The organism is Pseudoalteromonas sp. AOP31-A2-14, assembly GCF_052378035.1.
Taxonomy (GTDB): Bacteria; Pseudomonadota; Gammaproteobacteria; order Enterobacterales; family Alteromonadaceae; genus Pseudoalteromonas.
The window spans coordinates 1413237-1435704 of sequence record NZ_JBQSXI010000001.1; the positions used below are offsets into that span (position 1 = coordinate 1413237).

Below are 22468 nucleotides of genomic sequence, written 5' to 3' on the forward strand. Positions count from 1 at the left end.
TCCCTTTTAATTACAGCAGAGCCAATGGCAAGCTCTGCTGAGGTAATTTTAATAATGAATAACAGAACGAATACTTTTCCCTTCGTGCATTAAGTCAAAAGCGTCGTTAATCTCTTCAAGCTTCATGGTGTGGGTAATAAAATCATTTAATGCAAACTCACCAGCCATATAACGCTCAACAATTTCAGGTAATTCAGAGCGACCTTTAACGCCACCAAATGCACTCCCACGCCATACGCGACCAGTCACTAGTTGAAATGGACGCGTTGAAATTTCTTGTCCTGCACCAGCTACGCCTATAATAACGGATTCTCCCCAACCTTTATGACAACACTCAAGAGCTGAGCGCATTACATCAACGTTACCAATACATTCAAACGAGTAATCAACGCCACCGTCGGTAAGCTCTACAATAACTTCTTGAATTGGCTTGTCATAATCTTTCGGGTTAATTAAATCAGTTGCGCCCAGCTTAGTTGCTAGTTCAAACTTGTTGGTGTTTATATCTATACCGATAATACGGCTTGCTCCAGCCATGCGAGCCCCAATTATTGCTGATAAACCTATACCACCTAAGCCAAAAATAGCAACGGTATCGCCATTTTGAACGTTAGCTGTTTTAGTCACTGCGCCCATACCGGTGGTTACACCACAGCCTAACAAGCAAATTTCTTCAAGAGGGGCTTCTTTACTTACTTTAGCTAATGATATTTCTGGTAATACGGTGTACTCAGAAAAAGTAGAGCAACCCATATAATGGTAAATTGGCTCACCGTCTTTATAAAAACGCGTGGTCCCATCAGGCATTAAGCCTTTACCTTGGGTTTCACGTACTGCAGAGCACAAGTTAGTTTTACCCGAAGTACACATTTTACATACACCACACTCAGCAGTGTAAAGTGGGATAACATGATCCCCTACCTCAACACTTGAAACGCCTTCGCCAACAGCCTCCACGATACCGCCGCCTTCGTGACCTAAAATGGCAGGGAAAATACCTTCTGGATCTTCGCCAGATAATGTAAATGCATCAGTATGACAAACACCCGTTGCCGTTATTTTTACCAAAACTTCGCCTTTTTTAGGCATCATTACATCCACTTCTTCTATCGATAATGGCTGATTTGGGCCCCAAGCGATGGCTGCTTTTGATTTTATAAATTCAGACATGGTATTTCCTTGCTAGTTTAATTGCGTAAATGTTTATTTTATTTGTTTCTCAGAGAATGTTAATCTTCAATTTAATAAAACACTTTTACAGTATGGTAATAATGAATCGTTGGTTAGGCATAGATGAATTTATCGCGGTGGGTGAGCAAGGTAGTTTCACCCGCGCAGCCACACAGCTTAATGTTTCGGTTGCACACATTAGCCGACAAGTTACAGGGCTTGAGCAACGCTTAAACACCCAGCTTTTAACGCGAACTACACGTAAGGTGGTATTAACCAAAGAGGGGGAGGCTTTTTTACATCAAACCAAGCATTTACAACATGCTATGGATGAAGCAACTGCATTATTAGCAGAGCAGCAAAGTACCCCTAAAGGTAAAATAAAGCTGACAGCACCAGTAATGTATGGCGAAAATTTTGTGATGCCAGCGGTGCATGATTTTATGCAGCAGCATAACGATATAGAAGTTGAAATGGCACTTAGTAACGAACAAGAAAACTTACTAGAAGGCGGCTTTGACTTAGCAATTCGCTTAGGCCATTTAAAAGATTCTAGTCTTAAAGCACGAAGACTCAGTAGTAGGCACTTTGTAATGTGTTGTTCAACGAGCTATTTATCACGCTTTGGTCAGCCACATACCTTGGCAGAGCTCAGTGAGCACCATTGTTTAGTGGGTAATAGTCATTATTGGCGAGTGAACGAACAAGGACGTGATAAGCATATCAAAATTGCTGGAAGGCTTAACTGTAACAGTGGTTGGGCGCTTGCTGACGCAGCAAAAAAAGGCCTAGGTATTGTGCAATTACCTAATTATTATATTGAAGGTGATTTAAAGGAGGGTTGCTTAGTGCCTATTTTAACGCGTTACCAGCCTAAGCCTGAGGGAGTGTGGGGGGTTTACCCGCCAAGGCAATTTGTTGCGACTAATGTAAAAGCCCTACTTGATCATATGGTCTCAGCGCTTAGTCAATACTAGCTTTATTAAAGCATGACTACTTTAGCGTACAAATAACTCATTATTTTATTTTAAATCAATTGGGTATGACTAATTAGGTACAAAAGATAAAATAATACATGAGCAATTTCCGAGAAAAACTATACCTTATAATTTTACTTTGTTATTGAGCGATTTTTATCAAATGAATAGCTCGATAACTAAATACCATTGGTATTTGTAGTCGATACAAGTATCAGATTTGACATTAATTTTTACATCTTTTTGCTTACCCTCAAGACTCACTTTTATGCTAGTATGCGCATATAATTAGTATTTAATATGACAATTAATAATTATGTTTCAACCAGCTAGCCTATTCATAGGGCTGAGATATAGTCGCTCTTCTAAAGGTAATGCCTTTATTTCCTTTATTTCGTTCTTCTCTATTGCGGGTATCGCTATTGGTTTAATGGCTTTATTTACAGTGAGTGCTGTTATGAATGGTTTTGAAAACAGCCTTAAAACAAATATGCTAGGTTTGATCCCTCACGTTGAAGTATCTTCGTCGAAGCAATCAATTAAACAAATGCAAAAACTTAAAGCTGATTTAAGTAGCTCTGAGTTAGTTAAGCACACTAGTTTGTATCGCCATGCAGAAGCGATTCTACAGACGAATAAAGATCTCAATGGTGTCCTACTGCAAGGACTATATGATGACAATGCATCATTATATAAAGTAAGCGATAAGATAGTCGAAGGTAATTGGGAAAATGTTATGGCAGACCGTTATCAGTTAGCGGTTAGCCGCTACTTATCGCGTATGCTTAATATTCGTTTAGGCGAGAAGGTGCGTGTTATTTTACCTAACACAAGTACGTATACGCCGTTAGGGCGCATTCCAAGCCAACGTTTATTTACTGTTGCTGCAATATACGAGACAGGATCTGATATCGATAAAGCGCTTGCCATTACCAGTGGTGAGTCTTTGCAACGGGTGTTGAAACTTCCACAAGACAATGCACCAAATTTAAGTATTTCCCTTAACGATCCATTTTTGCTAGATGATTTCTTTGCGTCTGTTTCTCCATTACTAGATACTCAAAATTATAGTGATTGGCGACAATCAAGAGGGACATTGTTTGCTGCTGTTGCAATGGAAAAACGTATTATGTCGATGCTACTTGCGCTTATTGTACTCGTTGCTGCTTTTAATATCGTGTCAGCATTAACCATGATGGTGAGTGAAAAACAAAGTGAAGTTGCGATTTTACAAACGTTAGGTCTAACACCTAAACAAGTGCAACAAGTTTTTATGATCCAAGGTTTATATAACGGTTTAATTGGTACCAGTATTGGTGCCGCTTTAGGCTTTTTACTAAGTGCGAATATTAATGAAATACAAAGTTTACTAGGTATTAACCTATTGTCAGGTGCTTTATTACCCGTAAAATATGATGCGGTTAGCCTAATTGTAATTGTATTAGGCAGTATTATTATGAGCTTTTTAGCAACCTTATACCCGGCCCGTAAAGCGGCCAAAGTTAGTCCTGCAGAGGTATTGCGCTATGAATGATTTAGTTATCGACTGTGAACAATTACGTAAAGTTTATCAAGACGGCACAAATGAAGTAGAAGTATTAAAAGGCGTTGATTTAAGCCTCACACAAGGTGAAATGCTTGCAATCGTTGGTAGTTCAGGTTCAGGAAAAAGCACCTTGCTACATATTTTAGGGACCTTAGATAGTCAAACCGATGGGATAGCTAAAATTAAAGGTCAACAAGTTGCAAAACTTAGCCGGGCTGAGCAAGCTAAATTCAGAAATGATAACTTGGGGTTTATTTACCAGTTTCATCATCTGTTAATGGAATTTAATGCACTTGAAAATGTTGCGATGCCCTTATTGATAAAAGGGCTCAGTGCTAAAGATGCTGAACAAAAAGCAAAAGGAATGCTTGATAAAGTAGGATTGGCCCATCGCTTTGAACATAAACCATCAGCGTTATCTGGTGGCGAGCGTCAACGTGTTGCAATTGCTAGAGCCTTAGTGACTGAGCCTGCTTTAGTGCTTGCTGATGAACCTACAGGTAATTTAGATAAACAAAATGCGATTAAAATTTATGATTTAATTAAACAACTTAACGAGAGTCTCAATACCAGTTTTGTTGTTGTTACCCATGATTTAGAGTTAGCTGACAAGTTGGGTAAAATTGCTTATCTAGACAATGGTAAAATAGCGATTAAAGAGAGCGGTCATGTTGCTTAGTGCTTTTTTAAGTAAACGTTTTCGAGCTCACTCAGGGAATAAAGAAGGACAAAATGGGTTTGTCAGCTTTATTGCTAAAGCATCGACGATAGGCATATTGCTAGGTGTTGCTGTGCTGATTGTTGCATTGTCTGTTATTAATGGTTTTGAGCAACAACTAGCGCATCGGTTGTTAAGTGTTGTTCCGCAAGTTGAATATGTCGCCCCAGATAAACCTATTGAAAATTGGCCAAGTAAAGTACAAAGTCTAAGTAATCAAAACCATGTTACTGGCGCTGCTCCATTTATTGCTGTTAATGGTATGGCGCAGTTTAAAAATGAGATTAAAGCCGTTGAAATTAGAGGTGTTAGCCCTGAACTCGAGAAAAATGTTTCCGCAGTTAATCAATTTACTAAAGGTAAATTAGTAAATCAATTAGGTACTGATGAACTAATTTTAGGTCGGTTAGTTGTTAAGCAGTTAGGTTTGGAAATGGGGGATGCGGTGACATTATTAATTCCGCAAATTAATAATACCTCTAGCCAAATTTTACCGCCAAAGCGTCTTACAGTTACCCTAGCTGGTGTTATTAATATGGGAGGGCCAATAGATAATTCAGCCGCCTTCATCCATTTAAATAAAGCACAGTCAGTATTGGGCTATAGTGACGAGCAGGTGACGGGGTTACGTTTAGCTGTCGATGATATTTTTCAAGCTCACAATATCGCACTTAAAGTAGGGCAAACAATAGATGATTATGTGTATATCTCTAGTTGGTTTAGAACTCAAGGAAGCTTATACCAAGATATACAGATGGTGCGAACGATTGTTTATATTGTGGTATTTTTAATTATTGCGGTGGCTAGTTTTAATATTGTTTCATCATTAGTAATGGAAGTGAGAGAGAAGCAGTCTAATATTGCAATATTAAAAACCATGGGAGCACAGGATAGTACAATCGTCGCTACTTTTGTTATGCAAGGTCTTACTCAAGCATTCATAGGTGTTGTATTAGGTACGTTTATCGGTGTTGTACTGGCGCTCAATATCAGTGAGTTGTTTATTTGGATAAGCCAACTAATGTCAAAAAACCCACTTGAGGGAGTATATTTTATTGAGTTCCTACCGAGTCGGCTGGTGTGGAAAGATATTGTAATAACCGTTATTGTAACATTTATTTTAGCAGTACTTGCAACAATCTATCCTGCATGGCAGGCGACTCGGGTTGATCCGGCGAAGGTGTTAGGTAACTAAAGGTAGCCTCCAGTCATAAGTGGTTTGATGAAATTGATCAGAAAGTGGTAAAGACTGGTAAAAATCGGCGCATATTAGTGACGTGTTTTTGCAGTAGCCTAAGGTAAATGCGCTTACTGGCGTATTTACACGTATGCTTGTTGACAGGAAATTAAAGGGTCTATTTATCTTTCAACATTAAGTTTGCAGCAGTGAGTTTTTATTTTTAGGCAAGGCAAAGCCTATATAATGCGGGGATTTCCTACATCCCAGACTCAATAAATATAGGGATAATGCAGAATAAATGATAAATACCCGAAAGCTTTTCTACTAAGTACGATTCTTGATTAGCCTGCATGTTTTTGTTTTTAAAGGTTAGGCTATTAACCGTTATTCATAGGTTCTCAAACGTATTAAAATTATAGTCAGTAAATGATTTGATAAAGCAGCGTAAGAGTCGCAGAAGCATTTAGATTCCTTTGCAAAATGGAGCAAAGCTGATACGCCAACAACCATTAAGGGTGTTTTAAGGGCTAAGTAATAAAACTATGAGCTTGTACATGATAGCCGTCTTTGTAAACAAGCATGGTATTACGCGGCATTTATACTTGCGGCCTGTATTATTAGCCCTTACAGTATCTATAATGTCATAAAAGAGTAAATATAATGGAACAAGAACAAGCAAATAAAGCAACCCAAGAACAACAAGAAGCAAATAAACAAAGTGTTTTATGGCAACGTGAGTGTTTTCAAAATGCACAAAAACATCTTGCTGAAAAAGGTGTAATGCCAAAATCCTTAAATGAAAAAGAAAGCCGCTTTATTGCGCCACTTGTAGCACTTTGGAAGTTTAAAGCGCAGGATGGTAAAAGTTATTGGGTGATCACTGGCCGTTTACCAACAGATTCAGCGCCGGCCAATGTGTCTGAGAATGCCCGTGACACACTGCGTTACTTTTCATTACAGTGGCAGTTAAAAGCTGATCAAATTATGCAGACGGGTGCTGGTGATAAAACCAAGGTTGATTTTGCCAATTTGCTGATTAATAGAGCACAAGGTATTTATGAGCTATATGAAAAAGAAGAAATGTGGGTTAACGAGCCGTCTTAATAGTTGATTTACAGTAAACGTAATTTATTTATGAGCGAGCCAAAGGGTTCGCTTTTTTATACTTTATGTATGGCGTATCAGTGGACTAAGGTAAATGGTTTAGTAACAAATTGATTTATAGGGCATTGCATACGCTGCCTTGCGATGCCAGCCTCCATAAAAACATGTCCTTCGGTAGCAAAGCCATTGCTTTTAAAGCGTTCAACTTCATTTAAAATACAATTGATACTAACTGAATCACAGCCTTGTTGTTGAGCTAGTTGCACGATAAACGTTAATAGTGATTTATAAACACTGCGGTTACGGTGTTCGGGTAATACAGCAATACGACCTATCAATCCATCATTGCATAAACGCCCAGTGGCGACTGGGCATTGAGTATCATCAGTAACTAAAATATGTTGGGCGGTGTTATCAAGTGCATCAAACTCAATATGTTTGGGAATGTGTAACTCACAAACAAAAACTCGCTCTCTTATTTGTTGTAGCAATTCTTTATTGATCTTCCATTCAACTTTGTCAATTCGATAGCCCATAATTGCACTCCTAACAAAACCAAATACCCTCATTTAATAATATAGTGAAGGTTTTTAAAAATGTATGGTTGTTTTTTGAACTATTTATTTCGCTTGCTGCAATAGTGTTATTATCGCTAAGTAATTTAATATCTGCTAAACACGTTAAGTCATGTAAATAATTAGTGCCATTAATACTTAGTAATACTGAATCGTCTAATACTTGATAAACCGCACGAGTCCCACCTAGGCGTTCAAATACGATATCGTCATCAACTAATAAGTCTTTCAAATCGGCTAAGGTGTAAGGCTGCTCAGGTGGTGCTAAGTCCATGTCATGCTTTGGTTGGCTAATACTATTGCCAAGCCAGGTTTTAAACACAGTTTCGTCTTCTATTGCTGCTATCATTAATTGTTTAATTTGCTGTGCTTCATCGTTACTTAACTCTCCTTTAGACTCTCTCAGTGCCAATGCAGGATCGTTATAACGCTTATTGCCAAGTTCTGTATCAATCAAATGATCGGCAAATTGCGAGATTAAATCACGTTGATTAGGGGCTCTAAAACCGACAGAGTAATTTAATGCATTTTCAACTGCATAACCTTCGTGCGGGCAACCTGGCGGAATATATAAGATATCACCTGGTTCTAAAATACAGTCAATTACTGCGTCAAACTGTTCTACTTGCAGCAAACTTTTGTTTTTTACAAATTGTCTAAGGTTGTTATCGGGTAAGCCTACGCGCCAATGACGTTTTCCTTCACCTTGAATGATAAATACATCGTATTGGTCAAGGTGTGGACCAACACCACCTCCTGGAGTGGAAAAGCTGATCATTAAATCATCAATTCGCCAGTTAGGAATAAACCGAAATGGCTCGAGCAATTGTGCGGCATCGCCATGCCAGTGATCAACAGCTTGCACAAGTAGGGTGGAGTGCTGCTCGCTAAGTTGCTCAAAATCTTCAAATGGTCCGTGATAGGCATGCCATTGGTTATCATGATTAGTGATAATACGCGACTCGATACTTTCTTCCATAGCTAAGCCTGCAAGCTCATTGGCATCAAGTGGGTCAACAAAGTGCTTAAAGCCTTGCTTTATCAATAGCGGCTTTTTTTGCCAGTATTGGCTTAAAAATTCTTGCTTAGATAAATCGTTAATTGCTAATTGATACATGCTATACACCTAAAGTGGCGAGATAAAAAAAGCGAAAGGAGAGCTTTTCGCTTTTTAAATACTGCTCGAATAAATAGTTACGCTAGGTTATCGATAAACTCAACAGCACGGCCAATATAGTTTGCCGGTGTTAGTTTTTTCATTTCTACTTTAGCTTCTTCTGGTAAATCAAGACCGTCAATAAACTCAGCCATAATAACTTGATTAACGCGCTTACCACGGGTTAAATCTTTAAGCTTTTCATATGGTTTTTCAATACTATATTTACGCATTACTGTTTGGATTGGCTCTGCAAGCAGTTCCCAGTTTTGATCTAACTCATCCAGTAGGCGTTGTTCGTTTACTTCTAATTTACTAACACCTTTTAAGGTTGATTGATAAGCAATTAGCGTATAGCCCATACCAACACCTAGGTTACGCAGAACCGTTGAGTCGGTAAGGTCACGTTGCCAGCGAGAAACAGGCAGCTTTTGCGCAAGGTGAGAAAAAATAGCGTTAGCAAGCCCTAAATTACCTTCCGAGTTTTCAAAATCAATTGGGTTTACTTTATGCGGCATGGTTGATGAACCAATTTCACCAGCAATGGTTTTTTGCTTAAAGTGGCTAAGGGCAATATAACCCCAAATGTCACGGTTAAAATCAAGCAAAATTGTATTAAAACGCGCAATCGCATCAAACAATTCAGCAATGTAATCATGCGGTTCAATTTGCGTTGTAAATGGATTAAAACTAAGATCAAGGCTTGTTACAAATTGCTCTGCATGGTTATGCCAGTCGTAATTAGGGTAAGCGCTTAAGTGTGCATTGTAGTTACCTACAGCACCATTGATTTTACCGAGTATTTCAACGTTAGCGATTTGGTCACGTTGGCGCTTTAAACGCATATATACGTTGGCAAACTCTTTACCCATTGTAGAAGGTGTAGCAGGTTGGCCGTGAGTACGGGTCATCATGGGTACATTTTTATATTCTACGGCTTTGTCTTTAATTGCAGTTAGGAGCTTATCGCAATAAGGCAGTAATACTGTTTTACGTGCTTCTGTTAACATTAAACCATGAGATAGATTGTTGATGTCTTCTGAAGTACATGCAAAGTGAATAAATTCGTTAACAGCATGAAGCTCAGCGTTATCAGCTACTTTTTCTTTTAATAAATATTCAACGGCTTTAACATCATGGTTAGTGGTGCTTTCTATGTCTTTAACACGCTGTGCATCCGCTTCACTGAAGTTATCAACAATGGCATTAAGTAGGGCATTGGCCTGGTCGCTAAATTCTGGTACTTCATTAATTTCGCTTGCGCGCGATAAGGCTTGTAACCAACGAACCTCAACATTAACGCGGTATTTGATTAAGCCAAATTCGCTGAAAATACTGCGTAGTTCAGTGGTTTTGTTGCCGTAGCGACCATCCACCGGAGAGATAGCGGTTAACGCTGAAAGCTCCATAATAACTCCTAAATTTTAGTTTTGAACGATAATAATTAAATATGGTTTTTAGCAATAGCGAGTATTTTTCTTTTTGCAAAGAAAAAATTACGGCGTTTACCGCCCATTTGTCGCCATAACACAGCACTACGAACTCCGGCTAATAATAATGCGCGGATTTTGTTTTGCGTGAGTTGTTGTTTTAATAACTCTGGCTTGCCATATACCTGAATACGATGCCCAAGGGGGCTTAGCACCGTAGAATAAATATCAGCAAGGCCTGCAATTACGGTGTCATCCGTAATTGAAAAGTGTTCGAGGCGACGATGAATATCATCGATGCGTCGACCTAATTCTTTTAAACTGTCTGGTTTAGAGTTTAATGCGCGCTCTAGCTGCATTAAACCACCTACATATTTGACGATCTCAACGTCCTTTTGGGCACCAGCACTAAGTTGATTTATTAGCGCTTTGTAACCTTCGCGTAGATTATCTTTGCCTCGGTAAACATCTTCAGGAGAATCTGGCGATGTTTGAATAATACTGTTTAATAACTTTTCTAGTTCAAAATCGTTACTTGAACCATATTGCGCTATTTTTTGTACTTGCTTAGCAACTTGGCACATTGCAGCCAAGGCCATAACTTGGTGTTCATTCATTATTTGATCACCGAATCAATAATACCGCCGCCTAAACATATTTCATTCTCATAAAAAACTGCAGACTGTCCGGGAGTAACCGCTTTTTGCGGCTCATCAAATAGCACTCGGGCTAATCCATCATCACCGACCAATAAAGTACACGGAAGGTCTTCTTGGCGGTAACGAGTTTTTACAGTGCATCGTGTTGTGCCTTTAGGCCCTATACGATCAACCCAGTGTAGTTGGTCTGCGTTTAAGCCATTACTGAATAGGCGAGGGTGATCTTTACCTTGGCCAACAATTAATACGTTACGGGCAATGTCTTTATCAACCACGTACCAAGGTTCACCTGAGCCCTCTTTCAGACCACCTATTAACAGACCTTTACGTTGGCCAAGTGTGTGGTACATCAAGCCTTCATGTTCACCGACACTATTTCCGTCGGTATCTTCAATGATGCCAGGTTGTGCTGGTAAGAACTTTTGTAAAAAATCTTTAAACTTACGCTCACCGATAAAACAAATGCCTGTGCTGTCTTTTTTATCGTAGGTAATTAAGTCTTGCTCTTCTGCTATGCGGCGTACGTCAGGCTTTGCGATATCACCAACGGGAAATAATGTTTGGGCAATATGCTCATGGCTTAGTGTATATAAGAAATAGCTTTGATCTTTGTTGTCATCAAGACCGCGACACATAACATATTTATCACCCCGTAGCTCACGGCGTACGTAGTGTCCTGTGGCAATGAAGTCAGCACCTAAGGCGCCGGCTGCAAATTCTAAGAATGCTTTGAATTTGATTTCTTTATTACACATGACATCAGGGTTAGGTGTGCGGCCTACTTTGTACTCTTCTAAAAAGTACTCAAACACATTATCCCAATATTCAGCAGCGAAATTAATTGTGTGCAATTCAATATCGAGCTTTTCACACACGGCTTGCGCGTCTTTTAAATCATCAGCGGCAGCACAATATTCATCATTGTCATCTTCTTCCCAGTTCTTCATAAACAGGCCTTCAACTTGATAGCCTTGTTGCTTTAATAAATACGCTGATACAGAAGAATCAACACCGCCGGACATACCAACGATGACTTTAATGTGATTATTTTCGCTCATAATACTCGCTGTTACTTTTTAACTGCCTTGGAAAGGCCGGGATTATAGCATGATTTTGAGTGCTCAAACCAGCCAAAATCGCGGCACTTTTAAACACTAATTGAAACGCTAAAAATGGCTGAATTAATTAGTCATTTAGCAAACTAAAAGAAGCCAGCTAAATACTTGGCTTATTTATAACGTTAAGTTCGCCATTGGCAATACCATGTAATGTGTACTTACCAATGCTGTAGCGAATTAACCGTAAAGTTGGGTGGCCAATATGAGCAGTCATACGTCTAACTTGACGGTTACGTCCTTCTGTTATGGTTATTTCAATCCAGCTTGTTGGGATTGACTTTCGCTCTCGAACGGGTGGGTTGCGTGGCCAAATATCGGGGGCTTGCATAACCTTTACATTAGCGGGTTTTGTTAGGCCATCTTTTAGTTCAACACCTTTACACAGTGCATTAATAGATGCTTGAGTGGGCTCTCCCTCAACTTGCACCCAATAAGTTTTAGCCGTTTTTTTATTCGGTTCTGTAAGAGTGTGTTGTAGTTTTCCGCAATTTGTTAGTAGCAGTAAGCCTTCGCTGTCTTTATCAAGACGACCTGCGGCGTAAACGTTTTTTATCTTTATAAAGTCAGCTAGGGTTTGCCGGTCTTGATCGTCAGTAAACTGGCAAAGTACATCAAAGGGTTTATTGAATAACACGACTTTACGTTCATCGGGGCTAATAGGCGGTTTAGTTTCGCGCTTTACAGGTTTACGCGTATAAGTTCGTCCGCTATTACGACTCAATGATTTATATGGCTTTTTAGCAGGCATTTATATACACCGTGCCGGCTTGGGTAAACCTGCTATTTTAGTGGCTTGTTTAGCGGGGCCTTTAGGGAATAGTTTATATAAATAAATACTGTTACCTTTGTCCTCTCCTAGCGCTTTAGCCATTGCTTTTACCAACATACGAATGGCAGGGCTGGTGTTATATTCAAGGTAAAAATCTCGCACAAAATGAATAACCTCCCAATGAGATTCACTGAGTGTAATATTCTCTTGTTCGGCAATAACGGGTGCAAGCGCCTCAGACCAATCGTTACTGTCGAGTAAATAGCCTTGTTTGTCAGTTGTTATGTGTTGATTGTTAAATTTGAGCATCTGTTACCAGCTAATTGTATTATCGGTATTTAAGGTTAAATCAACAAATGCGGCATAATCTATTGCTGCATCGTTTTCATTAAAAGTGGTGTTTCGAGCGAATGCATCTTCTTTTAAAATATATAATTGATTTGAAAGCTGCTTAAATTGCTCTGTGCTATAACAGGCATCACTGACAAGTATTACGCTGTCATCTTTACTTATCCGTTTTTCTAACTCATGGCCGATATAGTGAGAGGCCGGTTTTGCAAAAATATGTAATGTGCTCATAGAGTAACAACCTGCTGCTGTTGTTTAAGTAATTGTCGTTGTTGTTCAAAGCTCACGACTTTTACGGGTAACAGTAATTCTGACTGCTTCAAGTTGTGATCAATCATTGACTTCTCGCATATATAAACGTTTTCTACATCATATAGTTCCAGTGTTTTAATCGTTTTGAAGTGATTTTTTAAACCTATGGTTTGTGGTTGTTGTGCAGCTTTTAAAGCAAGGACTGCTGAGCCACTAAAAAGCCAGCTAATGTTTTGTTCAATAGCGGCGAATATCAAGGTGGTATCAAGGGCTTCACGAATATGCTGATCGTCAAATGGACTGTGCTGACTGAGAACTAAAATATTTTTCATTTAAATTGCACCCACTTGTCTGATTCACTGGCAAGCATGGCAAACTCAGCGAGGCCCGCGACAGTGAATGGGGCTGTATTAGTGATATCTACGCCGCGCTTCTCTGCTGCGGTGACACATAATAATAAGGGAATATTAAGTGCGCTAACTGATTGCCATAAAGCAGGGACATTAAGCTCATCAGAGGCAAGTTCAAGGTGGTTACTAGCATGATAAACGCCTGCTTGGTATAAAAATACTGCGGCAATAGTATGCTGTTTATCAACACATGCGTTGATAAATTTAATCAGCCGCTGAACCGTGTCATGATCAGTTGGTGCAGTATGAAGAGAAAGAACAAATTTTGCCAAAATAAATCCAAAAAAAAAGCCCCTAGAAAGGAGCTATTTTAACAGAACTTTTTAATTAGTCATTATTTGCGCCGAGTAAAGCAAGTAATGAAGTAAATAAGTTATATACGCTTAAGTATAAAGATACCGTAGCGCGGATATAGTTGGTTTCACCACCGTTGATAATACGGCTTGTATCAAACAAGATTAAACCTGACATGATTAATACCACCGCAGCGTTTAACACCATAAACATTAGCGAGCTGCCGATGAAGATGTTAACGATACTGGCAACGATAACGACTAACAATCCAACCGTTAAAAAACCGCCCATAAATGAGAAATCTTTTTTAGTATTAAGTGCATAAGCAGATAAACCAAAGAAAATTAATGCAGTAGAGCCTAATGCTTGCATAATTAACATTGCTCCATTAGGCATTGCTGCATAGTAGTTTAGAAGCGGCCCAAGACCTGCGCCCATCAAACCTGTAAAAGCAAAAACCCAAGCTACGCCTGATGCGCTTTCTGCTTTTTTATTGACTACAAAAAGTAAGCCAAACGAAATTAAAGTAAAAACCAAACCCATAAAGTAAGGTAGGTTTAAGGCCATTGAAATACCGGCTGTCACTGCACTAAATGCTAATGTCATGGCCAGTAAGAAATAAGTATTCTTTAATACTTTGTTTGTTTCAACGGTCGACATAACCGGGTTAGCGGTATTGTACGAGTGATTAAATGCCATTGTAGAGCTCCTTTAAATGAAACCTGTTTATTAAGTTGTAATAACCAACTAGATTTTATAACTTAAGTTAGATTACCAAGACTTATATATTTGGGCAAACCTTTGTAGTTCAATAGAGAGATAAATAAACACGGCAAGATCATTATAAATTGAACTTATAGAGCAAGTAGTGATCAGATCAAGGCATAATAATTACTTGGTCGCATAAATATGAGCACTACTTTTCTGAAACATTTTAATTCAATTACAGATCCTCGCATTGAACGTTGTAAAAAGCATGAACTTATCGATATTCTTCTCCTTGCTATTAGCGCTGTACTCTCTGGTGCAGAAGGATGGGAAGATATTGAAGACTTTGGGCACCTAAAGCTTGATTGGTTAAAAAAATACGGCACGTTCAACGCAGGAATTCCAAAACATGACACGATTGCTCGCGTCATGTGTCGGTTAAAAGCAAATGAAATAGAAAGGGCATTTCAATCTTGGATATCATCACTGATTGAAACTACAGGTGCAGATATCATCGCTATCGATGGCAAAACCGCACGGCGTTCATTTACCACAAAAGACAGAAAAAGTGCCTTACACACGGTCAGTGCATGGAGTTGCCAACACCAGTTAGTGCTTGGGCAGACGGCTGTTGATAATAAAACAAATGAAATCACCGCAATACCAGAATTACTCACCCTGCTCGATATTGAAAACAGTATCATTACGTTAGATGCGATGGGATGCCAACAAGAAATAGCAAAACAAATCATCCAACAAAAAGCAGATTATATTCTTGCACTTAAAGGTAATCATTCAGGCATGCAAAAGGAACTAGAAGCGTGGTGGCACAAGTGCGAGCGTGAAAGGTTAACTAAGCATAATTGTGATGAACATACCGAAATAAGCTCAGGACATGGGCGTGTTGAAACACGTACATGCCAGCAGTTACTTATAGATAAAAGCTGGCTAGGCAAGGATTATCGTTGGCCTGGCTTAACGAGTATTATTAAGGTCAGGGCTGAAGTTCATGATAAGTCGGCAGGGTCGGATACCACTGAAACACGCTGGTATATAAGTTCATTAGACTTAAATGCAGCGCAAGCACTCAATGCAGTACGCAGTCACTGGCAGGTTGAAAGCATGCATTGGATGCTTGATATGAACTTCAGAGAAGATGAATCGAGAATACGCAAACTTCAAGGGCCATTAATGTTTAATGTAATGCGAAAGATAGCCATGGCGCTTTTTAAACAAGATGCATCTAAGTCAGCAAGTATGGCGAGGAAAAAGAAAATGGCAGGGCTAGACGATGATTACCGCTCAACCCTGCTAGAGTCTGGGATTAAAATGCGCTAGCCGTGGATAAATAAAAAGAAAAGTTCATTGCTGCAGGTTTTTTATACACTATGCACTGTAAATGAGCAATTTAATGTTTTTTTAATCACTTAAACAACTTTTTTAAAAAAAAGCTTCACAAACACAGTAACCTTCACTATTATGCACGCCGTCGGAGAGATGGCAGAGTGGTCGAATGCACCGGTCTTGAAAACCGGCAGGGGTTTATAGCCCCTCTAGGGTTCAAATCCCTATCTCTCCACCACCTAATTTAAAATAGTTATGAGTACACTCTTACTCGTGACTTATAGCAGTTTCGGAGAGATGGCAGAGTGGCCGAATGCACCGGTCTTGAAAACCGGCAGGGGTTTGTAGCCCCTCTAGGGTTCAAATCCCTATCTCTCCACCACTACAAGTAAGCCCGCTAAATAGCGGGCTTTTTTGTTTGCCCAGCGAAGCTGGCAAACCCGATAGGCTGAAAGATGCCTTATCACCCTGACTAAGGGGAAGATAATCTGAATGGCAAGGGCGTCACTGGCCAACGGTGGGGTCTGAAGGAAGCCATAAGAAGTTAGAGGTACACAACTAACCGTAACCTGTTTCGGCAGTATTGGTGGGTCAGCGTGCAAAATAGCGCAACGCCCTATACTTAGTCAGACCAATACTGTGCTTGAGGGTGGGATTTCTAACAGGGAGCCAGTGCAGTAACTGGGGAAGCCTGGCATCTAAACTTAATGAGAGTAAGTGGCCTAAATTCAAGGTGAAAGCCAAGATTTAGTGTCGGTGTGAGGTGGCAGATGAACCCGTAGTAGTGAGTAAGGCTAGGCCGATGAAAGCCAGTAATGGTGTGGAGGGGAAAACCAAGCCGACCATCAACATTATGTTTGATGGGGTCAACTTTAGCCAAAAGCTTTAATTGATTGCGAAGGGGGGAAGTATTCTTTAAGCGTATGAAAGACGGGAACTTTTGTTTATCGGCTCACAAGTATTTCGACGGAAATAGCCAAAATATGACGGCCAAACAGGAATGTAGACGCTGAGAATTGAAGGGCGAGCAATGGAGTAATGACTGACCACTTAGGCAGATTGCCAAAAAAGGCTAGCACACCTAATGTCATCATGAAGAATCAGCGATAAGTAGAGTGACACGAGCAGACATACCGCAAGCAAAGGCAGAAAATGACAGTTTACTACAGCTTGTACGGACAATTATTAGACATTAATAACCTGTACAAGGGATTCAAAAAAGTGAAAGCAGCTAAAGGAGCGGCCGGAATAGATAGGCAGACCGTAGGCGCATTCGCCCTGAATTTAGAAGCAAACTTAAAACAACTGCAACTTGAGCTGCAAACCAAGCAATATAGGGCACAACCTGTCAAACGGGTGGAAATACCCAAAGATGATGGCGGTGTCAGAATGCTAGGTATCCCCGCAGTTCGAGACCGAATAGTGCAACAAACACTATTGAACATACTCCAACCGATATTCGACATCGACTTTCACCCATCGAGTTATGGGTATAGGCCGAAACGAAGCTGTCATGACGCTATCAGTAAAGCAAGTGTATTTATCCGTAAATACCATCGCGACTGGGTCGTAGACATGGATTTGTCGAAGTGTTTTGACCTGCTTGATCATGCTTTGATAATTAGGAGTGTTAGACGCAAAGTGACGGACGGTAGTATTTTAAAACTGATTAATCAGTTCTTAAAAAGCGGAGTAATGATAGGTGAACACTGGGAGGCTAGTACGATAGGAAGCCCACAAGGTGGCGTAATTAGCCCGTTATTGGCCAATATCTACCTAGATGCTTTCGATCAAGAAATGAAAAAGCGTAATCACCGAATAGTGAGGTATGCAGATGATATCTTGATTTTGTGCAGCACAGAAAAAGCAGCGCAAGAAGCACTTAAGGCATCCACCCAGATACTAGAGCGAGACTTGAAATTAACCGTGAACCAAAATAAAACCCATATTGCTCATAGCAGCAAAGGAGTGAAGTTTTTGGGAGTAGAGATAGGTAGCCAGTGGACACGGATACAAGCATCAAAACTCATCGGGTTTAAACAAAAAGTGAAGCAATTAACAAAACGTAACGGCGGCATAAATTTAGCAGAAGTAATAAAACGGCTAAATCCAGTTGTGCGCGGTTTTGTAAATTATTTTAGTATAGCCAATTGTAAACGAGAGCTAAAAGCCTTGGCAGGTTGGATCAGACGAAGACTAAGGGCAATACAGCTGAGGTTGTGGAAGAAGCCATCAAGGCTACATCGACGACTAAAGCAGTTAGGAAAAAAGCCACCGTTTAAGTTCATTAAGATGAACTCGTGGCGTAACTCACTAAGCCCTTTATCTTGTGTATCGATGCCAAACCAATGGTTTGAGGAGCTTGGTTTATATCCAATAGAAAAAGTGAATACGGGATGGCTTGCTTTATCGGCGTTTAGGAAATAAGTTGATAAAATGTGAAGGGTACAGGAGCCGTATACGAGGTCCGTACGTACGGTTCTGTGAGAGGGATGAGGCATAAGCCTCACCCTACTCGATGTGTTTTAACGCATACCTTTATTTGTATATTTAATCTTCTCAATACAAAAATACGACCTATGTCTCTATTTATCTCCTTAAAAACTTAATGCATGCTTTATTTTTAATAGTCTCCCTGCGAGGAAAATTAATGAAACATCGTTTAGCTAAAAGTGTAGGGCTTTCATTACTATCACCTATAATTATTGGTTGCTGTTTAGGTGCTTATTACGCACTGACATTAAATGGTAATCCTATGAGTATTTTTTTTAATTTACTGATGAGTGCAATTGCCAATGGCCATATTGTAGGTTTAACGATGGCGGCGTTTGTGGTGCCAGGTTATCTGCTAATGCTTAAGTATGCCAAAGTCAATTATTCAGGTGTGCTTACGCTTGGGTTATTAGGTGGGGCTATTTTTAGTTACTTATTGAGTGCGACCTCTGGAATGGTGTTTTTAATAAATACGTTGATGTCAGCATTAGCTGCAGGGTTATTTTTATATGGCTTACGCTTAGGAGCCATTAAACAAGACAACCCACAATCGCAGAAATAATAGCCAAGCTCACTGAAACTTGAGGAAATTTAGTTTTTTTTGCCTGTAAAAGGTTCCAATTATTCTTCACAAAGAGTACCTTTACCTACTGTATGTTTAATAAGAAGTAGTTTGGTATGCAAAAGCAAGCGTTTTACCAGTCATTAGTTAAACAAACTGAATCACTGATTGCAGGTGAATCAAACATTATTGCCAATATGGCAAACATTAGCGCGCTGTTATTTACCTCTTTAGATGATGTAAATTGGGCGGGCTTTTATTTAATGGATTCACCTCAAGAATTAGTGCTTGGGCCTTTTCAAGGCAATCCTGCATGTATACGTATTCCTGTTGGAAAGGGTGTCTGCGGAACCGCTGCACAAACAGCGCAAACACAACTTATTGAAGATGTTCATGCATTTGCGGGCCACATAGCTTGTGATGCAGCGTCAAATTCAGAAGTAGTTATTCCTATTATGAAAGAAGGAAAGCTGTTTGCGGTGCTTGATATAGACAGCCCGAGTATTGCTCGGTTTGATATTGATGACCAACAAGGTCTTGAAGCGCTTATTGCGGTTTTTGAGGCTAATTTAGTATGAAAGATCTACTAAATGTACAAGATTATCTTTTTGGCAACACCGATGTTGGTGATTGGGAAGGAGATGAAGAACACGTAGCGGAAACGCTCAACGATTTAATTCATATTGCTTGGGATCGTCTTCCTGACGATCTTGGGACAGAGTTAATCGATGAAATTATTAATGGTATTTGGGAACACCTTCGTGGCGATATGGCGCTTGTAGAGGCTGAGTTCGAAGAGTTGACCGACTGGGTAACACACTATGTCGATTCGTCACTTGATGAAAAGATGTAATAAAAGGTTCTAAGAATGGAAACCACAAACAAGCTAAAAGATATTAATGAAGTGCTAGAATTTTTATATCAAGAATTCCCGCAATGTTTTAAACAAAAAGACGGTATCAAGCCGCTTAAAGTCGGTATCTTTAAAGATATCGCTGAGCGCATTGAAGGCTCAGAAAAGGTTAGTAAAACGCAAGTTCGTCAAGCGCTTAGGAAATACACCTCAAATTGGCGCTATTTAGAAGCGGTCACCAAATCAGAGTTTCGTATTGATCTTGATGGCAACCAAGCTGAAAAAGTTGAGCAAGAACATATCGATCATGCTCAAAAAGCCCTTGAAGAAAGTCGTGCGAAAATGGCTAAACGCAAAAAACAGCAGCGTCCACGTCAAGATTCCGATAGCAAGTCCTTCAAAAAGAAACCAACTCAATTTGCTAAAAATGGCGAAAAGAATGCTAAGCCAAATAGCAAACCAGCTAAAGCTGCACCGGTTAAACGTTCAGGAAAAATTGAACCTTTACCAGCCAGTGAGGTCAAGGTTAATAACAAAGTAAAAGTTAAACTAGGCCAAGCACTTGTTAATGCAACAATCACTGAAGTGAACAAAGAAGATGTTCATGTTGAATTAGTGACTGGCATGCAAGTTAAAACTAAAGCAGACAGCTTATACATTATATAAGCTGTAGATAAATTAAGGAGTTGTGTATGAGTCAGAAGTTTACGCTCATTCCGTTAGTTGCGGCCCTATTTTCAGGTTCATTATTTGCAGCGACAGAGGTTGCTACAGAGGTTGCTACAGAGGTTGCTGATGTATTGACGGCAAATGACTTGCCTGTATTAGAGCAAGAAAGTCAACATAGTACGGTTAGCAAAAGAGTGACAAACTTATTTACTCGCGCTCATTACAAACCTATTCGATTTGACGATGCTTTAGCAGAAAAAATATTTGAACGTTATATCGAATCCCTTGATTTTAATAAAAGTGTATTCTTGGCTGCGGATGTTGCGTCATTTCAGCAATACCGCGATCAATTTGATAATGCACTGTCTACTGGTAAATTAGATTTTGCCTACAATATTTTTAATATTAGTATGCAACGCCGCTTTGAACGTTATGATTATTCACTTTCTTTGCTTGAAAAGGAAATGACTTTTGATAAAGAAGATGAGTATCTTTATGACCGTGAAGACGCTAAATGGGCTGAAACTCAAGCTGAGCTAGATGAACTTTGGCGTGAGCGTGTTAAATATGATGCACTACGTTTAAAAATGACGGGCAAAGATTGGGCTGGTATAAAAGAAGTGCTAGTTAAACGCTATCACAACGCACAAAAACGTTTAGTACAAACGAATAGTGAAGATGCTTTTCAAATAATGATGAATTCATTTGCGCGAAGTATTGAAGCGCACACTTCTTATTTATCTCCTCGGCGTGCTGAACAATTTAAAATGGATATGGACCTAGAGCTGGAAGGCATTGGGGCTGTATTAACTTTTGACGAAGATTATACGGTTATTCGTAGTCTTGTACCGGGTGGTCCGGCTGATAAGTCTGAGCAAATCAAAGCAGATGATAAAATTATTGGTGTTGCGCAAGAAGGCGAGGAGTTTGTAGATGTAATTGGTTGGCGCTTAGATGATGTGGTTGATTTAATTAAAGGACCAAAAGGCACAACGGTACGTTTACAATACTTAAAAGGCTCTGACGCACACGGCACACCAAAAGAAGTGAAAATTGTTCGTGATAAAATTCGCCTCGAAGACAGAGCTGCTAAATCAGAAGTATTTGAAGCTAATTACTCTGATTTAACCAGCAAGATTGGCGTAATTGAAATCCCTGGCTTTTATAATAACTTGTCTAAAGACGTTAAAGTTGAATTAACGAAATTAAGAGATGAGAAAGTAGACGGTATCATTATTGATCTTCGCCAAAATGGCGGCGGGTCATTATACGAAGCAACACAACTTACTGGCTTATTTATCGATCAAGGCCCTGTGGTACAAATTCATACATTGAACAATCGTATTGAAGAGCAAAAAGACCGTGATGGCATCACTTTTTATGATGGTCCATTAACAGTTTTGGTTGACCGTTATAGTGCATCAGCTTCTGAAATATTTGCCGCAGCATTACAAGATTATGGTCGTGCAGTAATTATTGGTGAGCAAACATTTGGTAAGGGTACTGTACAACAACATAAAGGCCTTGAGCGTGCATATGACTTATACGACAACCCTATTGGCAGCGTACAATACACTATCGCTAAGTTTTATCGTATCAACGGTGGTAGTACGCAGCACAAAGGTGTGATTCCAGATATTTCATTCCCTTCAGCAATTGATCCTGATGAATGGGGTGAAAGTGAGCAAGACAATGCCTTGCCGTGGGATAGTATTATTCGTGCTAAATATACACCTGTTAATAACTTAAAACCTGCTATTAATTATTTAGCTAAACTTCATGATACGCGAATTAAATCTGAACCTGAATTTGGTTATGTATTTGAAGATATTACTCGCTATAATGAAGAGAAAGATAAAAAGACCATCACGTTAGTTGAGGCTAAGCGTGAAAATGAGGAAGAAGAAGGTAAAGCTCGTGCCTTAACACGTACTAATGAAAGGTTAAAACGCTTAGGCGAAAAGCCAGTTGAAAATCTTGATGATGTACCTGAGGTGTTAGATGAACTAGATCCATTCTTAGAAGAAGCGGCACTGATCACGCAAGATTACATAAAATATGGTCGTTTAGCTAAAAAATAGTTGCTTTCCCATCCAATAAAAAAGGCGCATTCGCGCCTTTTTTGCTGCCTAA

At 39.5% G+C, this 22468-nt stretch carries 24 protein-coding genes and 2 tRNA genes; 14 read left to right on the plus strand and 12 right to left on the minus strand.

Translation table 11 applies throughout. The features are described 5' to 3' along the window. Positions 1-48: 48 nt before the first annotated feature. The gene (locus tag ACT3S9_RS06615; protein ID WP_441835318.1) at positions 49-1170 is read right to left on the minus strand and encodes an S-(hydroxymethyl)glutathione dehydrogenase/class III alcohol dehydrogenase; all 1122 of its coding nucleotides are present in this window, start codon (positions 1168-1170) and stop codon (positions 49-51) included. Positions 1171-1271: 101 nt separating this feature from the next. Here ACT3S9_RS06615 and ACT3S9_RS06620 point away from each other — a divergent pair, with 101 nt between their 5' ends. From ACT3S9_RS06620 to ACT3S9_RS06640, 5 genes are all read left to right on the plus strand, one after another. Then, the gene (locus ACT3S9_RS06620; RefSeq protein WP_441835317.1) at positions 1272-2147 is read left to right on the plus strand and encodes a LysR family transcriptional regulator; all 876 of its coding nucleotides are present in this window, start codon (positions 1272-1274) and stop codon (positions 2145-2147) included. Between the two features lie 316 nt (positions 2148-2463). Next, positions 2464-3681, plus strand: coding sequence for a lipoprotein-releasing ABC transporter permease subunit (locus ACT3S9_RS06625; protein WP_441835316.1), 1218 nt, complete (start codon positions 2464-2466; stop codon positions 3679-3681). Beyond that, the gene (gene lolD / locus ACT3S9_RS06630; protein WP_441835315.1) at positions 3674-4372 is read left to right on the plus strand and encodes a lipoprotein-releasing ABC transporter ATP-binding protein LolD; all 699 of its coding nucleotides are present in this window, start codon (positions 3674-3676) and stop codon (positions 4370-4372) included. Before ACT3S9_RS06625 ends, lolD begins: the two co-directional genes overlap by 8 nt. Continuing rightward, positions 4362-5606, plus strand: coding sequence for a lipoprotein-releasing ABC transporter permease subunit (locus tag ACT3S9_RS06635; RefSeq protein WP_441993059.1), 1245 nt, complete (start codon positions 4362-4364; stop codon positions 5604-5606). The genes lolD and ACT3S9_RS06635 overlap by 11 nt, the downstream gene beginning before the upstream one ends. Before the next feature lie 645 nt (positions 5607-6251). After that, complete coding sequence (locus ACT3S9_RS06640) at positions 6252-6695, plus strand: DUF4826 family protein (RefSeq protein WP_444750837.1); 444 nt, start codon at positions 6252-6254, stop codon at positions 6693-6695. A gap of 77 nt (positions 6696-6772) precedes the next feature. Here the strand turns inward: ACT3S9_RS06640 and ACT3S9_RS06645 are convergent, their stop codons facing one another. The 11 genes from ACT3S9_RS06645 to ACT3S9_RS06695 form a co-directional block, all read right to left on the minus strand. Beyond that, positions 6773-7231: a GNAT family N-acetyltransferase gene (locus ACT3S9_RS06645; RefSeq protein WP_441836125.1), complete on the minus strand. Its 459-nt coding sequence runs from the start codon at positions 7229-7231 to the stop codon at positions 6773-6775. Positions 7232-7241: 10 nt separating this feature from the next. Next, a complete protein-coding gene (locus ACT3S9_RS06650; RefSeq protein ID WP_441836124.1) occupies positions 7242-8387 on the minus strand; it encodes a JmjC domain-containing protein in 1146 nt (381 codons plus the stop codon). 77 nt (positions 8388-8464) lie between these two features. Next, positions 8465-9835, minus strand: a complete 1371-nt coding sequence (gene purB, locus ACT3S9_RS06655) for an adenylosuccinate lyase (protein WP_441836123.1) — start codon at positions 9833-9835, stop codon at positions 8465-8467. Positions 9836-9870: 35 nt separating this feature from the next. Then, the gene (gene hflD / locus ACT3S9_RS06660; protein ID WP_441836122.1) at positions 9871-10473 is read right to left on the minus strand and encodes a high frequency lysogenization protein HflD; all 603 of its coding nucleotides are present in this window, start codon (positions 10471-10473) and stop codon (positions 9871-9873) included. After that, positions 10473-11573 carry a tRNA 2-thiouridine(34) synthase MnmA gene (gene mnmA, locus ACT3S9_RS06665; protein ID WP_441836121.1) on the minus strand — a complete coding sequence of 367 codons (1101 nt, stop codon included), beginning with the start codon at positions 11571-11573 and terminating at the stop codon, positions 10473-10475. The genes hflD and mnmA overlap by 1 nt, the downstream gene beginning before the upstream one ends. 157 nt (positions 11574-11730) lie before the next feature. Next, positions 11731-12381, minus strand: a complete 651-nt coding sequence (locus ACT3S9_RS06670; protein WP_441836120.1) for a pseudouridine synthase — start codon at positions 12379-12381, stop codon at positions 11731-11733. Next, positions 12382-12711 (minus strand): TusE/DsrC/DsvC family sulfur relay protein, encoded by a 330-nt coding sequence (locus ACT3S9_RS06675; RefSeq protein ID WP_441836119.1) that lies wholly within the window; start codon positions 12709-12711, stop codon positions 12382-12384. A gap of 3 nt (positions 12712-12714) precedes the next feature. Then, a complete protein-coding gene (locus ACT3S9_RS06680; protein ID WP_441836118.1) occupies positions 12715-12981 on the minus strand; it encodes a DsrH/TusB family sulfur relay protein in 267 nt (88 codons plus the stop codon). Next, positions 12978-13334, minus strand: coding sequence for a sulfurtransferase complex subunit TusC (gene tusC, locus ACT3S9_RS06685; protein ID WP_441836117.1), 357 nt, complete (start codon positions 13332-13334; stop codon positions 12978-12980). The genes ACT3S9_RS06680 and tusC overlap by 4 nt, the downstream gene beginning before the upstream one ends. Continuing rightward, complete coding sequence (gene tusD, locus ACT3S9_RS06690) at positions 13331-13684, minus strand: sulfurtransferase complex subunit TusD (RefSeq protein ID WP_441836116.1); 354 nt, start codon at positions 13682-13684, stop codon at positions 13331-13333. Before tusD ends, tusC begins: the two co-directional genes overlap by 4 nt. A 55-nt stretch (positions 13685-13739) precedes the next feature. Then, complete coding sequence (locus ACT3S9_RS06695) at positions 13740-14405, minus strand: Bax inhibitor-1/YccA family protein (RefSeq protein ID WP_441836115.1); 666 nt, start codon at positions 14403-14405, stop codon at positions 13740-13742. 210 nt (positions 14406-14615) lie between these two features. On the opposite strand from ACT3S9_RS06695, the gene ACT3S9_RS06700 reads away from it, so the two are divergent. The 9 genes from ACT3S9_RS06700 (at position 14616) to prc (ending at position 22416) form a co-directional block, all read left to right on the plus strand. Continuing rightward, on the plus strand, positions 14616-15752 hold the full coding sequence (locus tag ACT3S9_RS06700; protein WP_008466968.1) for an ISAs1 family transposase: 1137 nt from the start codon (positions 14616-14618) through the stop codon (positions 15750-15752). Between the two features lie 153 nt (positions 15753-15905). Then, positions 15906-15996: transfer RNA gene (locus tag ACT3S9_RS06705), tRNA-Ser, on the plus strand. A 53-nt stretch (positions 15997-16049) separates the two neighbouring features. After that, a tRNA-Ser gene (locus ACT3S9_RS06710) sits at positions 16050-16140 on the plus strand. A 770-nt stretch (positions 16141-16910) separates the two neighbouring features. Next, the gene (gene ltrA / locus ACT3S9_RS06715; protein WP_086960535.1) at positions 16911-18185 is read left to right on the plus strand and encodes a group II intron reverse transcriptase/maturase; all 1275 of its coding nucleotides are present in this window, start codon (positions 16911-16913) and stop codon (positions 18183-18185) included. A 223-nt stretch (positions 18186-18408) separates the two neighbouring features. Then, positions 18409-18813, plus strand: coding sequence for a hypothetical protein (locus tag ACT3S9_RS06720; protein ID WP_441833906.1), 405 nt, complete (start codon positions 18409-18411; stop codon positions 18811-18813). A gap of 116 nt (positions 18814-18929) precedes the next feature. Further along, the gene (locus ACT3S9_RS06725; RefSeq protein WP_441833905.1) at positions 18930-19391 is read left to right on the plus strand and encodes a GAF domain-containing protein; all 462 of its coding nucleotides are present in this window, start codon (positions 18930-18932) and stop codon (positions 19389-19391) included. Beyond that, positions 19388-19666: a hypothetical protein gene (locus ACT3S9_RS06730; protein ID WP_441833904.1), complete on the plus strand. Its 279-nt coding sequence runs from the start codon at positions 19388-19390 to the stop codon at positions 19664-19666. The genes ACT3S9_RS06725 and ACT3S9_RS06730 overlap by 4 nt, the downstream gene beginning before the upstream one ends. Before the next feature lie 15 nt (positions 19667-19681). Next, positions 19682-20332 (plus strand): RNA chaperone ProQ, encoded by a 651-nt coding sequence (proQ, locus tag ACT3S9_RS06735; RefSeq protein ID WP_441833903.1) that lies wholly within the window; start codon positions 19682-19684, stop codon positions 20330-20332. Between the two features lie 26 nt (positions 20333-20358). Beyond that, positions 20359-22416, plus strand: a complete 2058-nt coding sequence (prc, locus tag ACT3S9_RS06740; protein ID WP_441833902.1) for a carboxy terminal-processing peptidase — start codon at positions 20359-20361, stop codon at positions 22414-22416. The last annotated feature ends 52 nt before the right edge of the window (positions 22417-22468 follow it).

What these genes read in the sequence shown, in the direction of transcription:
- prc (WP_441833902.1), top strand. Translation starts at nt 20,359, where the DNA reads ATGAGTCAGAAGTTTACGCTCATTCCGTTAGTTGCGGCCCTATTTTCA.
- ACT3S9_RS06625 (WP_441835316.1), top strand. Translation starts at nt 2,464, where the DNA reads ATGTTTCAACCAGCTAGCCTATTCATAGGGCTGAGATATAGTCGCTCT.
- ACT3S9_RS06695 (WP_441836115.1), bottom strand. Translation starts at nt 14,405, where the DNA reads ATGGCATTTAATCACTCGTACAATACCGCTAACCCGGTTATGTCGACC.
- ACT3S9_RS06730 (WP_441833904.1), top strand. Translation starts at nt 19,388, where the DNA reads ATGAAAGATCTACTAAATGTACAAGATTATCTTTTTGGCAACACCGAT.
- lolD (WP_441835315.1), top strand. Translation starts at nt 3,674, where the DNA reads ATGAATGATTTAGTTATCGACTGTGAACAATTACGTAAAGTTTATCAA.
- mnmA (WP_441836121.1), bottom strand. Translation starts at nt 11,573, where the DNA reads ATGAGCGAAAATAATCACATTAAAGTCATCGTTGGTATGTCCGGCGGT.
- ACT3S9_RS06650 (WP_441836124.1), bottom strand. Translation starts at nt 8,387, where the DNA reads ATGTATCAATTAGCAATTAACGATTTATCTAAGCAAGAATTTTTAAGC.
- ACT3S9_RS06645 (WP_441836125.1), bottom strand. Translation starts at nt 7,231, where the DNA reads ATGGGCTATCGAATTGACAAAGTTGAATGGAAGATCAATAAAGAATTG.
- ACT3S9_RS06615 (WP_441835318.1), bottom strand. Translation starts at nt 1,170, where the DNA reads ATGTCTGAATTTATAAAATCAAAAGCAGCCATCGCTTGGGGCCCAAAT.
- ACT3S9_RS06725 (WP_441833905.1), top strand. Translation starts at nt 18,930, where the DNA reads ATGCAAAAGCAAGCGTTTTACCAGTCATTAGTTAAACAAACTGAATCA.
- proQ (WP_441833903.1), top strand. Translation starts at nt 19,682, where the DNA reads ATGGAAACCACAAACAAGCTAAAAGATATTAATGAAGTGCTAGAATTT.
- ACT3S9_RS06620 (WP_441835317.1), top strand. Translation starts at nt 1,272, where the DNA reads ATGAATCGTTGGTTAGGCATAGATGAATTTATCGCGGTGGGTGAGCAA.
- ACT3S9_RS06670 (WP_441836120.1), bottom strand. Translation starts at nt 12,381, where the DNA reads ATGCCTGCTAAAAAGCCATATAAATCATTGAGTCGTAATAGCGGACGA.
- hflD (WP_441836122.1), bottom strand. Translation starts at nt 10,473, where the DNA reads ATGAATGAACACCAAGTTATGGCCTTGGCTGCAATGTGCCAAGTTGCT.
- ltrA (WP_086960535.1), top strand. Translation starts at nt 16,911, where the DNA reads ATGACAGTTTACTACAGCTTGTACGGACAATTATTAGACATTAATAAC.
- ACT3S9_RS06635 (WP_441993059.1), top strand. Translation starts at nt 4,362, where the DNA reads ATGTTGCTTAGTGCTTTTTTAAGTAAACGTTTTCGAGCTCACTCAGGG.
- ACT3S9_RS06640 (WP_444750837.1), top strand. Translation starts at nt 6,252, where the DNA reads ATGGAACAAGAACAAGCAAATAAAGCAACCCAAGAACAACAAGAAGCA.
- ACT3S9_RS06700 (WP_008466968.1), top strand. Translation starts at nt 14,616, where the DNA reads ATGAGCACTACTTTTCTGAAACATTTTAATTCAATTACAGATCCTCGC.
- ACT3S9_RS06720 (WP_441833906.1), top strand. Translation starts at nt 18,409, where the DNA reads ATGAAACATCGTTTAGCTAAAAGTGTAGGGCTTTCATTACTATCACCT.
- ACT3S9_RS06680 (WP_441836118.1), bottom strand. Translation starts at nt 12,981, where the DNA reads ATGAGCACATTACATATTTTTGCAAAACCGGCCTCTCACTATATCGGC.
- tusC (WP_441836117.1), bottom strand. Translation starts at nt 13,334, where the DNA reads ATGAAAAATATTTTAGTTCTCAGTCAGCACAGTCCATTTGACGATCAG.
- ACT3S9_RS06675 (WP_441836119.1), bottom strand. Translation starts at nt 12,711, where the DNA reads ATGCTCAAATTTAACAATCAACACATAACAACTGACAAACAAGGCTAT.
- purB (WP_441836123.1), bottom strand. Translation starts at nt 9,835, where the DNA reads ATGGAGCTTTCAGCGTTAACCGCTATCTCTCCGGTGGATGGTCGCTAC.